At 44.9% G+C, this 11,814-nt stretch carries 16 protein-coding genes; 10 read left to right on the top strand and 6 right to left on the bottom strand.

Going from position 1 to position 11,814, the window contains the following annotated elements; all coding sequences use genetic code 11:
* Positions 1-18 precede the first annotated feature (18 nt).
* From bshB2 to pdxK, 3 genes are all read right to left on the bottom strand, one after another.
* Complete coding sequence (gene bshB2, locus ACXAD1_RS23750) at positions 19-684, bottom strand: bacillithiol biosynthesis deacetylase BshB2 (protein ID WP_474911354.1); 666 nt, start codon at positions 682-684, stop codon at positions 19-21.
* Between the two features lie 42 nt (positions 685-726).
* Positions 727-1,074, bottom strand: coding sequence for a YojF family protein (locus tag ACXAD1_RS23745; protein ID WP_370224408.1), 348 nt, complete (start codon positions 1,072-1,074; stop codon positions 727-729).
* 244 nt (positions 1,075-1,318) lie between these two features.
* Entirely contained in the window at positions 1,319-2,146 is an 828-nt protein-coding gene (gene pdxK, locus ACXAD1_RS23740) for a pyridoxine/pyridoxal/pyridoxamine kinase (protein ID WP_474911200.1), read from the bottom strand.
* Between the two features lie 361 nt (positions 2,147-2,507).
* On the opposite strand from pdxK, the gene mobA reads away from it, so the two are divergent.
* The 5 genes from mobA to ACXAD1_RS23715 all read left to right on the top strand — a co-directional run bounded on the left by mobA (position 2,508) and on the right by ACXAD1_RS23715 (position 5,385).
* Positions 2,508-3,110, top strand: coding sequence for a molybdenum cofactor guanylyltransferase (mobA, locus tag ACXAD1_RS23735; protein WP_370224410.1), 603 nt, complete (start codon positions 2,508-2,510; stop codon positions 3,108-3,110).
* A 62-nt stretch (positions 3,111-3,172) separates the two neighbouring features.
* Positions 3,173-3,637 (top strand): molybdenum cofactor biosynthesis protein MoaE, encoded by a 465-nt coding sequence (locus tag ACXAD1_RS23730; protein WP_370224412.1) that lies wholly within the window; start codon positions 3,173-3,175, stop codon positions 3,635-3,637.
* Positions 3,630-3,860, top strand: a complete 231-nt coding sequence (gene moaD / locus ACXAD1_RS23725; protein WP_370224413.1) for a molybdopterin converting factor subunit 1 — start codon at positions 3,630-3,632, stop codon at positions 3,858-3,860. Before ACXAD1_RS23730 ends, moaD begins: the two co-directional genes overlap by 8 nt.
* A gap of 28 nt (positions 3,861-3,888) precedes the next feature.
* The gene (locus ACXAD1_RS23720; RefSeq protein WP_370224414.1) at positions 3,889-4,908 is read left to right on the top strand and encodes a thiazole biosynthesis adenylyltransferase ThiF; all 1,020 of its coding nucleotides are present in this window, start codon (positions 3,889-3,891) and stop codon (positions 4,906-4,908) included.
* A 78-nt stretch (positions 4,909-4,986) separates the two neighbouring features.
* The gene (locus ACXAD1_RS23715; protein WP_370224415.1) at positions 4,987-5,385 is read left to right on the top strand and encodes a hypothetical protein; all 399 of its coding nucleotides are present in this window, start codon (positions 4,987-4,989) and stop codon (positions 5,383-5,385) included.
* Positions 5,386-5,494: 109 nt separating this feature from the next.
* Here the strand turns inward: ACXAD1_RS23715 and ACXAD1_RS23710 are convergent, their stop codons facing one another.
* The gene (locus tag ACXAD1_RS23710; RefSeq protein ID WP_206840847.1) at positions 5,495-5,824 is read right to left on the bottom strand and encodes a YflT domain-containing protein; all 330 of its coding nucleotides are present in this window, start codon (positions 5,822-5,824) and stop codon (positions 5,495-5,497) included.
* 189 nt (positions 5,825-6,013) lie between these two features.
* On the opposite strand from ACXAD1_RS23710, the gene ACXAD1_RS23705 reads away from it, so the two are divergent.
* The 3 genes from ACXAD1_RS23705 to ACXAD1_RS23695 all read left to right on the top strand — a co-directional run bounded on the left by ACXAD1_RS23705 (position 6,014) and on the right by ACXAD1_RS23695 (position 7,853).
* On the top strand, positions 6,014-6,691 hold the full coding sequence (locus tag ACXAD1_RS23705) for a uracil-DNA glycosylase (protein ID WP_474911199.1): 678 nt from the start codon (positions 6,014-6,016) through the stop codon (positions 6,689-6,691).
* 488 nt (positions 6,692-7,179) lie between these two features.
* A complete protein-coding gene (locus ACXAD1_RS23700; RefSeq protein WP_474911198.1) occupies positions 7,180-7,455 on the top strand; it encodes a YwdI family protein in 276 nt (91 codons plus the stop codon).
* Between the two features lie 26 nt (positions 7,456-7,481).
* Positions 7,482-7,853, top strand: a complete 372-nt coding sequence (locus tag ACXAD1_RS23695) for a DUF423 domain-containing protein (protein ID WP_474911197.1) — start codon at positions 7,482-7,484, stop codon at positions 7,851-7,853.
* A gap of 41 nt (positions 7,854-7,894) precedes the next feature.
* Here ACXAD1_RS23695 and gerQ read toward each other — a convergent pair whose 3' ends face one another.
* Both gerQ and hemQ read right to left on the bottom strand, forming a co-directional pair.
* Positions 7,895-8,404, bottom strand: a complete 510-nt coding sequence (gene gerQ / locus ACXAD1_RS23690) for a spore coat protein GerQ (protein WP_206840840.1) — start codon at positions 8,402-8,404, stop codon at positions 7,895-7,897.
* Between the two features lie 179 nt (positions 8,405-8,583).
* Positions 8,584-9,327, bottom strand: a complete 744-nt coding sequence (hemQ, locus tag ACXAD1_RS23685) for a hydrogen peroxide-dependent heme synthase (protein WP_009332332.1) — start codon at positions 9,325-9,327, stop codon at positions 8,584-8,586.
* Between the two features lie 385 nt (positions 9,328-9,712).
* Between hemQ and pta the strand changes: the two genes are divergently transcribed.
* Both pta and lipL read left to right on the top strand, forming a co-directional pair.
* The gene (gene pta / locus ACXAD1_RS23680; protein ID WP_206840838.1) at positions 9,713-10,690 is read left to right on the top strand and encodes a phosphate acetyltransferase; all 978 of its coding nucleotides are present in this window, start codon (positions 9,713-9,715) and stop codon (positions 10,688-10,690) included.
* A gap of 164 nt (positions 10,691-10,854) precedes the next feature.
* Entirely contained in the window at positions 10,855-11,697 is an 843-nt protein-coding gene (gene lipL, locus ACXAD1_RS23675) for an octanoyl-[GcvH]:protein N-octanoyltransferase (protein ID WP_206840837.1), read from the top strand.
* Positions 11,698-11,814: the final 117 nt, after the last annotated feature.

The following is an 11,814-nucleotide window of genomic DNA, read 5'->3' as shown; positions in this document are numbered from 1 at the left end:
AGGCGGCGTATTCTATATTTAGAATTTATAGGTCCAAAAACGCTCTTTATACATTCTGGCCAATACTTCAGGCTCTTGCTTTTTAATGCTTTCTTCCATATTCGCTGCCATCAGCTGTGTCTGTGAGGCATGCGCCTTGATGGCTGCAACTTTCCTGTCTGCAACCGCACTGACGTCATTGACAACATCAGCCTGGCCGATTTCTTCCTCGCAGTTATTGGCGAATGCGACACAGTGAACGTTCGGACGCTTGTCAGCAGGCAGCTCTTTTACGGCACGGATCACAGCAGCGCCTGTTGCGTCATGATCCGGGTGCACAGCGTATCCCGGATAGAACGTGATGATGAGGGAAGGGTTGGTCTCACCAATGATGACTCCGAGTCTGTTCGCGAGCTTTTCTTCATCCTCAAACTCCACGGTTTTATCCCGGTACCCCAGCATTCTTAAGTCCTGGATGCCCAGAACCCTGGCTGCTTCCTCCAGCTCTTCTTTGCGGATTTTCGGCAGAGTTTCCCTGGTGGCAAAAGGGGGATTACCCATATTGCGCCCCATTTCTCCGAGCGTCAGGCATGCGTAGGTGACAGGTGTGCCGTTATCGTTATGTAAGGAAATCGTTCCTGAAACGCCAAATGCTTCATCGTCCGGATGTGGGAAGATGACGAGTACATGTCTTTCCTTTTCCATCATGGTCGTGCTCCTTTCCATTTGATGTCCTCTGAGCCCTGTTTATTCAAAAGGTGTTTCACTAATTTGCAGGGCGACTGCAAGCTTGCCGCTGAAATCGTGGCCGGCTAAAAGGAGCCTGTCTTGTTCATCGACTTCAAAGTGGGTAATTCCTTCAGCATACACCCAGCCAAAATTCATTTTCAATCCAACCCGGTAAGGGCCTTTTCCGGTGATTTTTCCATGCTCATATACCAATTTGGCATTGCGGATATAGGCGCCTGAAGAAAAGAAGCTTTCATCAAAATGGGAAGCATACGCCCCATTCGTTGTTTCCAGATGAATAAAGACCTCTTTATTGGCAAGGCGGTCGATCTCTTTTTGCACATGTTCTATCACTGCTGGTTCCACTCTATAGTCCCCCTTCCGTGTTATCTTCATATCTTCGTCTGAGACGGCATTTATATTTTTATCTTACTAAAAAAAGAAATGAAAAGCGAAAAAGTAATCTCAATGAAGACTGCCAAATAGATATAACGGCGAAAAATTTATATTATCCGCGGGAAAATCAATATATCCGCTAAATCCCCGTTTTATACGCGAAACCGCCAATTTCAAAAAAACAGAGCCCCATTCGGACTCTGTTCCATCATGCTTATTCTGACTCCAGACGGCCTGCACCAAATTTGCGGTACGCGCCAGGCATCGTAGGGCCAACATACTCATTTAATTTGAAGCCATGGTTGATAGCAGCCGTAATGAATTCCTTCGCAGTCTGAACCGCTTCTTTGACAGGCTTGCCTTTCGCGATTTCTGCTGTGATCGCAGAGGAGTAGGTGCAGCCTGCGCCATGAGTGTAAGTCGTTTCAACGCATTCGCTTTCATAAAGAGTGAACTCTTGTCCATCATATAGAAGGTCAACGGCTTTTTCATGCTGCAGCTTGCTTCCGCCCTTGATTAATACATACTTCGCACCAAGTTCATGAATTTTAACAGCTGCTTCCTTCATGTCCTCCACAGTCTTGATCGGACCTGTTTTAGCCAGCTGCCATGCTTCAAATAAATTTGGTGTTACTACTGTTGCAAGCGGTACAAGTAAATCTCTTAATGCTTCATTCAATTCAGGATGAATCGGCTCATCCTCACCCTTGCATACCATGACAGGATCGATAACAACATGATCCAGGCTGTTTTCTTTAATGGTCTTTGCCGCAATTTTAATCACTTCTTCAGAACCCAGCATGCCTGTTTTCATTGCATCGATTCCTGTAGAAATAATCGTTTCAATCTGTGTTTCCAAAATGTCTGTAGAAATCGGGAAAACGTTGTGGCTCCAGTTATTTTTCGGATCCATCGTCACAATTGTAGTCAGCGCAGTCATCCCGTAAACGCCAAGCTCCTGGAATGTCTTAAGATCAGCCTGGATGCCGGCGCCGCCGCTCGTATCCGAACCTGCAATGGTCATAACTTTTTTCATTGTCATATGCTTAATTCCTCCTTGAAATGCTGCTGGATATCTTTTTCTAATTATAACAATAATTGAAAAGGGTAAAAACTATAACGGACTGCAGATAGCATTAAGTTAACCGCTCCTTCAGGCAAAAATACAGCGCGATATTACCTGAACGCACATAAAAATAGCTATGCGCACATAAATCGAGCTTATTCGCACGTAAAAAAAATTTATCCGCACATAAACTTTGTCTATCCACACATAATGGAATTTCTGATTTGCTCAACGTCACAATTTTGCCACCTCCAGAGGCCTTCATAAAAGAAACAAGCCGGAATTGATGATAAAATAAATAGATAACGATATGCTACATCGAAAGACGGTGAGGAAAATGAGCAGTACAGGCATCATTTTGGCAGGAGGGCATTCAAGCCGGATGGGGGAGAATAAAGCCCTTCTGAAAATTGGCGGCAAAAGGGTTATTGAACGAATCGCCGATCAGCTGTCATCTATATTGCCCCATATCATCATCGTAGCCAATAAACAGGAGGATTATCGGTTTCTTGGCCTTCCCCTTGTGAGCGACCGCTGGAAAGAGAAGGGGCCTCTTGCAGGAATTCATGCCGGCCTGTCTGAATCCGGGACACAAAACAATTTAATTGTGGCATGCGATATGCCATTCATATCCGGGGAGCTTGCCAGGCTTCTGCTTGAACAGCTGAATCAGCATCAGGCATCCGTACCTGAAATTGAAGGGCAGCTTCACCCGCTTTTTGCAGCATACCGAAAGGATGCAAAAGATGCAGCAGAACGGGCATTGGGGGAAAATAAGCTGCGGATCCGCCAATTCCTGCAGGATATAGATGCTGCAATCTTGAAGGAGGATCAGCTTAAAGAGATGGGATTTTTATATAAGAATGCTCATTTTTTTAACATGAACCGTCCTGAGGAATACCAGCTGGCACTGAAAATGGCTGAAGATGCCTCAAAATAAGGATACATTCATTTCCATTCCAGCTCTGTCTATGTCAAAATCAAATAAAACGAGGTGATTCCATGAAATTTGAGATTTCTAAAGACCCGATCGATATCCAAAGTGTGATCGATAAAGTGGTGCAGCGGGAAGCGGGAGCGATTACGACCTTTATCGGAACAGTCCGTGAGCTGACACATGGCAAAAAAACACTTTACTTAATATATGAAGCGTATGAATCAATGGCTGCGAAAAAACTGGAGCAGATCGGAAACGAGATAAAGGAGCGCTGGAATGGGGCAGAGGTAGCAATTACCCACCGGACAGGCAAACTGGATATCACCGATGTAGCGGTGGTCATTGCAGTTTCCACTCCACACCGTGCGGATGCTTATGAAGCAAACCGCTATGCAATTGAAAGAATTAAAGAAATTGTGCCGATCTGGAAAAAGGAACACTGGGAAGATGGCGAAGAATGGATCGGAAACCAGCTGGAAACAGTGGCATACCCAAAAGGAAAACCGGAGGCGGAGGATTTACATGAATAAAATTATGTTTTTTGCCCATTTGCGGGACCGTGTTGGAGAAGAGTCTGTGACAAAGGATGTCGGCGGCAAAACAATCTCTGAGCTGAAACAGATGCTTGAGGAAAATTACGAGCTGAAGCTTGATTCAGTCATGGCAGCTGTGAATGAAGAATTTGCTTCAGATGATGAAGTCATTCAGAACGGAGATACAATCGCCTTTATTCCTCCAGTCAGCGGAGGATGATGGCAGCTTCAAGAGAGGAGGGGCCGCATTGTCTGAAAGGTATTCACGCCAGACTTTGTTTCCGCCTATTGGAAAAGAGGGTCAGGATAAAATCCGCTCCAAGCATGTGGTGATTGTCGGTGCCGGCGCTCTCGGCTCGGGAAATGCGGAATTAATGGCGCGTTCAGGTGCCGGCAAACTGACAATCATTGACCGGGATTATGTCGAGGAAAGCAACCTGCAGCGCCAGCAGCTTTTTGCCGAAAGCGACGCCTTAGAAAAAATGCCCAAAGCGGCAGCAGCAGAAAAACGGCTAAAACAGATTAATAGTGAGGTCGAAATCCGCTCAATTATTGGCGACGCTACTCCGGAAAAGCTGGAAGAGCTTGCGGAAGGGGTGGACCTGATTCTGGATTCGACTGATAACTTTGAAACCAGGATGGCCATTAATGATATCTCTCAAAAATTTAATATTCCATGGATTTATGGAGCCTGTGTCGGCAGCTTTGGCATGAGCATGACCATCATTCCCGGGAAAACGCCATGCATGAATTGCTTATTGAAAAAGATTCCGATCCAGGGGATGACCTGTGATACAGGAGGAATTATTGCCCCAGCTGTGCAAATGGTCGTCGCCCATCAGGCAGCTGAAGCGCTGAAAATTCTGGCTGAGGACTGGGAAGCCGTGCGTACCGCTATGGTCAGCTTTGATTTATGGCGAAACCAATACACAAGCATGAAGGTGTCAAGAGCGAAAGATGAGGGCTGCTTATCTTGCGGAACAGAAAGAACGTATCCTTATCTGCAGCCGGAAAACATGATGAAATCCACTGTTCTCTGCGGAAGGGATACTGTTCAGATCCGTCCGCCAAAGGAGCAGGAAATCGAATTCGCTGAAATCGCACGGCAGCTGAAAGCACTTGGCTTCCAGGTGAAGGGCAATCCGTATTTGCTTTCCGTCGAAATGAAGGAGCAGCGCCTTGTCCTCTTTAAAGACGGACGCGCCCTTATTCATGGCACAAAGGATTTAGCTCAGGCGAAGTCCATTTATCAGCGGATTATGGGTTAGAAAACTAGTGCTTTTTCATTATATATATGCCCCTTCCTTTTTTGTAAAATAAAGACAAAAAGACAGAAGAGGTTAACAATGATTACATTCATGTATTTTTTCGGGTATTTGTTTGACCAGCTGCTGGTCAATTTTATAGGGCTGGTTTTGATCCTTTACAGCTTTATCATTCCGGTTACCCCTATGTATAAAACAAAGCGTCCTTCAGATTTAATCGTGCATATAAGCCGGATTCTTTTCGCTATCATTCTCCCATTCCTGAACTTTTTCTACTTTTTATTCAATAGTGGAGACTGGGCGACAGGTGCCGGCATTACAGCGCCGGAGCATTTCAGCACGTTCATCTGGCTTCAGGCAGGTCTGATTGTGCTGCCTGAACTGGTTTTTTTCATCCTGTCAAAAGTTAATGTAACCAGAGTCTGGTGGTATGTGCTTTACCCTGTATTGCTTATTGGGTTATGGGTCTTGATGTTTTAAGGGCACAAAAAAAGCGATGAAGAATCTTCATCGCTTTTTCATACTGTCTAGCTCCAGCGCCTACCCCCTCGATGTGTCGGGGATGGGCAAGGCGCCTCCGTTTTTCAAGTTATTTCACTTCGTCTGTACCAACAATAACTAACTTGCCTTCGTCCAAAACTTTTTCATATTGTTCTGCTTCTACTGTCGTTAAACCAACAGATTCAAACTTTGAACGAAGCTCATCTCCGCGCTTTTTGAATACGTTGCCGACAGAATCGAATAAACCCTGCTCTTTCATGCCTACTTCACCTGTATCCGTAGCGTCAGAAAGGTGCTCGGAACGATCCTTGTCATGTGCGAAAATATAGATGTTCTCCTTATTGAATCCCTGGCTTTGCAGCAGTCCAATCGTATCAGTAGCCTGTACACCATTTTCAACAACTTCAACTTTATACATATATAACATCCTCCTTAAAAGATTTGCAGATTTATTTAAATGGCAGCCTGTCCTGCCGTTATATTTAATACATATCCGTTCTGAAATTTTTTAAACATGTATGCAAAAAATGAAAGATTATGCCATGATAACCAATGGGTAGTAAGAGTACATATAGACTTTTCAAATAAGAGGAGGGAGTGTTGGCAGATGAAGCGAGTCTTAAGAAATGACTGGCAGGAGATTTTGGCAGAGGAATTCGAGAAACCCTATTATCTCCATCTTCGTGAATTTTTAAAAAGAGAATATGAGGAGCAAACCATTTATCCGAGGCAGGAGGATATTTTCAATGCTCTCCAATATACAGCTCATAAAGACGTAAAGGCAGTGATATTGGGGCAGGATCCTTATCATGGGCCCGGGCAGGCACATGGATTAAGCTTTTCGGTTCAGCCTGATGTAAAGCTGCCACCATCACTGAAAAATATATTCAAGGAAATGCAGGATGACCTGGGCTTCGAGGTGCCAAACAATGGCTATCTATTAAAATGGGCTCAAGAAGGAGTGCTGCTCTTAAATACCGTTCTGACCGTCCGGAAAGGGCAGGCGCACTCGCATAAGGGGAAAGGGTGGGAAATTTTCACCGACACAGTCATACAAAAACTGAATGAAAGGGAAAAGCCCGTTGTGTTTATTTTATGGGGAAAACCGGCTCAGGAAAAAGAAGTTCTGGTTGATGCTTCTAAACACTATATAATAAAATCGCCGCATCCAAGTCCATTTTCGGCAAGGAAAGGGTTCTTTGGCAGCAGTCCATTTTCAAGGACGAATGAGATATTACAAGAGCTTGGGGACGAGCCCATTGACTGGAAGATTCATGATCTCTGATTCTATTCGTCATGTTTCACGTGAAACATACCGTTTCGTGTAAGAGAATAAGAGAAGTGCTCGAAATATGCTCTGTTCGAGAAGGGAAAGATAAATGAGTTCACAGAAAATCGATTGTTTTAAATGCAAATATTTCTATGTTACATGGGACCGGAACCACCCAAAAGGATGCAGGGCTTTTCAGTTTAAACTGTCTAGCTCCAGCGCCTACCCCCTCGAGGGTCAGGGGTGGACAAGGCGCTTCCGCTTTTCTTAAAACCAGACAGATGACCTCTCTCGAAGTTTTTCGGGCATCCGGTCATCCTTTGTTTGCGTTTTGAAAAGAAAAACTGATAAACTTTATATGACCGGTAACATAGGCCATTTTTTATAAAAAGAATGCAGCATTTTTTTGAACTTCGGGAATGTACAGCGGAAGCAGCCTGATCCCTGAGGGTCGCTGCGGGCACAAGGCACTTGTGCTTTTCTTACAGAAAGAGGTGTAGAGAATGAATATCTCTGTTCAGAAGCTTTTAGGGAAGATGGAAAAGGAATTGCTGGAAGCGAAAAGCAGCTCTTCAGACGCCAGAATAAGAGAAAGAGTGCAGGCGATCAAGTCATTATGCGAGCTTGTTTTGGAAGAGTCGGATACCGGAAGTGTGTCTGCTGCCTCTTCTATTAGCCATACATACAATACACCGCCACCGGCTCAGACAGCAGGGATGCAGACAAAGAGAATGCAGATGGATGATGAGGCAAACGGCGATTCATTATTCGATTTTTAATAAAACGATAAGAGGTGCAGGGGACTATGAAGCTATTTATTATAATTGGAGCCATTAATGCTTTTTTAGCAGTTGCATTAGGTGCGTTCGGGGCGCATGGGCTTGAGGGAAAAGTGGAGCCGAAGTATTTGGAGATATGGAAAACAGGTGTAACCTACCAGATGTTCCACGCAACAGGCATTTTGATTATTGGCATCCTGCTTGGCAAATTGCCGGCGACATCTTTATTATCCTGGTCAGGCTGGCTGATGCTGATCGGCATAATCCTTTTCTCAGGAAGCTTATATGTTTTAACATTAACAAAAATCAGTGTGCTGGGTGCCATCACCCCGCTTGGCGGAGTCTCATTCCTTGCGGCTTGGGTGCTCTTGATCATTGCGGCGGTAAAATATCTATAATAGAAATGGAGCTTTGACGGGGTGTCAAAGCTCCATTTTCATTATCTAGGAGAGTACTGCGACATCCCTTGCCCTCCGCCAAACGGATATTCATATTCTATTTCTTCATCAAACGTTACATAGTCTAAGTAGATCATTGGAAGGAGGATACGTTGGCCTGTTTGAGGGTCGCTAAGAATTAAGTGATCCCGTCCGGCCGCTTCAATGATGCCTTTGAATATTTTAGCGTTCCATTCCGTATTGTTTTCGAATGTTGCATAAACAGTCGCGAGTTTTCCTCTGTTCAGGCGAAGAATATTTTCGATGTAGGATTGTTCAAGCGGGAGCATGCCTGGAATAGAAGGAGCAGCTGCAGGTGCACCCATGCCGCCGGCGCCTGTACCTGCACCTGGAAACATTCCGCCCGAGCTAGCACCCGGAACTGTTCCGCCTGTTTGAGCAGGCTGAAACTGCGGCTGGCTCTGGAAGTTTTGCGGCATTTGAGTGCCGTCCGTGTAACGCTGCTGCTGGTAACCATAAAAAGGGTATTGACCATAATTTGATTGACTCAATGTTTTCCCTCCTAATAATTATAATAGCCATTTCTATCCGCATTTTTGCCATGGACTGTCGAAAGTCCTGCGGGTTGAATTTTAAAATAGAAACTCACTATTTCATTACTATGAAGGGGCATGTTTATTTATGACCTGTGAAAAAAGAAAAACTCCCAGCAGAGTGGGAGTTTTGGTGATTAAACGTGAAGGAACTTTTCAACTTTATCCTCTTCAAGGATGTTTCCGACGAAGAAAGAGCCGAATTCGCCGTAGCGGGCACTGACTTCATCGAAGCGCATTTCATAAACAAGCTTTTTAAATTGAAGAACATCATCAGAGAAGAGGGTAACGCCCCATTCGTAATCATCGAAACCGACTGAACCTGTGATGATCTGCTTTACCTTTCCTGCATACTGGCGACCGATCATGCCATGGCTGCGCATCATATTGCGGCGGTCTTCCATCGGCAGCATGTACCAGTTGTCATTGCCCTGGCGGCGCTTGTCCATTGGATAGAAGCAGACATGCTTCGCTTTTGGAAGCTCAGGGTAAAGGCGAGCCAGGATCTGCGGATTCTGGTATGGATCTTCTCCTGCCGGCAGGTAGTTGCTCAGCTCGACAACAGAAACATATGAATGAGCCGGAATCGTGAATTCAGCTAATTTGGTTTTGTTGAATTCGTTTTCAATTTCATTTAACTCTTCCATTGTAGGCCTTAAGATCATCATCATAAAATCAGCTTTTTGGCCGACAATTGTATAAAGGGCATGGCTGCCGTTTTTCCCGCTTTGTGTTGTATTCCACTTGTCCACTAGGGCCATAAATTCGTGGATCGCTGCCTGACGCTCTTCGCTGGGAGCCATTTTCCAAGTTGTCCAGTCAACTGTGCGGAAGTCATGTAAACAATACCAGCCATCAAGCGTTACTGCTGCTTCACTCATTATAATCACTCCTAATATGTACTAAAATTCTCATCATTACTATAACATAGTTTCTCCAATTAACATGTGTACAAAACTTGAAATGTTGGAATTCAGGCAGGGTGACAGGCACCTATACCAATTTGCCGAACTGGTATAGGTGCCTGTCACCGCAAAATCCCGTTTACAAAGCGGACATTATGGATATCTTAAAAAAGGTATGAAGATGGGCTATCAGAAGGATATTTATTATTGGAAATTTACCGAAAACAAAAACTTTTTAGTTGTAAACGCTAACAGCATGTGAACTCCTTGAAATTATTAGGATGAAGAGTATTCTAAGGGAGTATATAGGAGAATTTCTATTAAACTGAACGGAAAAATTATCGCCGTGGGAGGAATTAGCATGAGTGATTTATTCACAGTATTGAAAGAAAAAGTAACAGGGCAGAATTTAAGAATCGTTTTTCCAGAAGGACAGGATGAGCGCATTTTAGCGGCTGCGGGCAGATTGGCTGCAGAAAAAATCGTTACTCCGATCCTTGTTGGAAACATTGCAGAAATTGAAGCGAAAGCAAAGGACATGGATATCAGCCTGGATTCAGCAGAAATTTATGACCCAAATAACTTTTTAATGATGGATGAGCTTGTGGCTTCATTTGTTGAAAGACGCAAAGGCAAAGCGACAGAAGAAGATGCGCGCAGGATCCTTTTGGATGAAAACTATTTTGGAACCATGCTGGTCTACGCAAATAAAGCAGACGGCCTTGTGAGCGGTGCAGCCCATTCAACAGCTGACACAGTGCGCCCGGCTCTTCAAATCATTAAAACAAAAGAAGGCGTGCGCAAAACATCCGGTGTATTCATCATGGTCCGTGACGATGAGAAATATGTTTTTGCCGATTGTGCCATCAACATCTCGCCTGACAGCCAGGACCTGGCAGAAATCGCTATTGAAAGCGCGAAGACAGCCAGAATGTTCGATATCGAACCGCGTGTGGCCATGCTGAGCTTCTCAACAAAGGGCTCTGCCAAGTCTCCTGAAACGGAAAAAGTTTCGGCGGCACTTGAAGCGGCTAAAGTTCGCGATCCGCTATTGATCATCGATGGGGAATTCCAGTTTGATGCGGCATTCGTTCCATCTGTAGCTGAGAAAAAAGCTCCCGATTCACCAATCCAGGGAGATGCAAATGTATTTGTTTTCCCTAGCCTGGAAGCCGGAAACATCGGCTACAAAATCGCCCAGCGCCTAGGAAACTTCGAAGCAGTGGGACCAATCCTTCAAGGCTTGAACCGTCCGGTTAATGACCTGTCCCGCGGCTGCAACGAGGAAGACGTATACAAGCTTGCTTTAATTACTGCTGCTCAAGCATTGCATCAATAATACAGCAGCTTAGAAGCCGGTCCCTTGCGACTGGCTTTTTTGCTATAATGTATCTGTTATGGGCCTTTGGCCGATAAAGCTGTAGTTTTGGCCGTTAAATGGATACTAAATAGATAAATTCTGCCGATTTACTGGAAATATCGGCAAAAGGGGATCAAATGAAGATGAATTCGCTACAAGATTTGCTGATTCAGGAAGAATGGAGGGTCATTGACCAGTCTGCTGCGGGAATCCACTTAAATGCCCTGCATTCATTTGGGATGGATGATACGCTTTGTGCTTCTGTCGGGTCCGGTGCAGCGCCTGCAAGCGCGAGGACATGGGTTCACCATAATACGATCGTGCTTGGAATTCAGGATACAAAGCTGCCTTTCCTGAGTGAAGGAATCCATTTTCTAAAAAGCCAGGGATATGAAGTGATCGTTAGAAATTCCGGCGGCCTTGCCGTTGTCCTGGATCAAGGGGTCCTTAATATTTCGCTGATTTTTCCCGAAAGTGAAAAGGGGATTGATATAAACCGTGGCTATGATGCAATGTGGCTGCTCATTCAGGAGATGTTTTCCGATTTTCATATAGAAATAGAAGCGCGTGAAATTGTCGGCTCCTATTGCCCGGGAAGCTATGATCTAAGTATCGGGGGACAGAAGTTTGCCGGCATTTCGCAAAGGCGGCTGCGCAATGGCGTGGCAGTTCAGATTTATCTGTGTGTGGATGGCAGCGGTAGTGAGCGGGCAGATTTGATTGGCAAATTCTATTCTCTTGCTAAAAGAGAAGAACAGACGAAGTTCCTGTACCCTGAAATTCAGCCGGCTGTGATGGCATCCTTGTCGGAATTGCTGGGGACAGAGCTGACGGTTCAGGATGTGATGCTCCGCTTTTTGCAATCATTGAAAAAGAAAGCGGGCCGCCTCTATGCAGGGCAGCTGACAAATGTGGAAGCGGGCCTATTTGAAGCCTATTATCGCCGTGTGATAGAACGGAATGAGAAAGTACTTGGCAGCGAATAAATAAAAGAAGAGCCGCAGTCATGATCGATCTGCGGCCCTCCTTGAAAGGAATTGCTGCCATTTTCTCCTGCTCCCGCTGCCGGGAACACCTTTTTTATTTTGGAATTTTCAGCGTCT

The organism is Cytobacillus sp. ABV4_503 (assembly GCF_056158445.1).
Note: the sequence above shows the minus strand (reverse complement) of the source record. Positions and strands in the feature narration are given on the sequence as shown.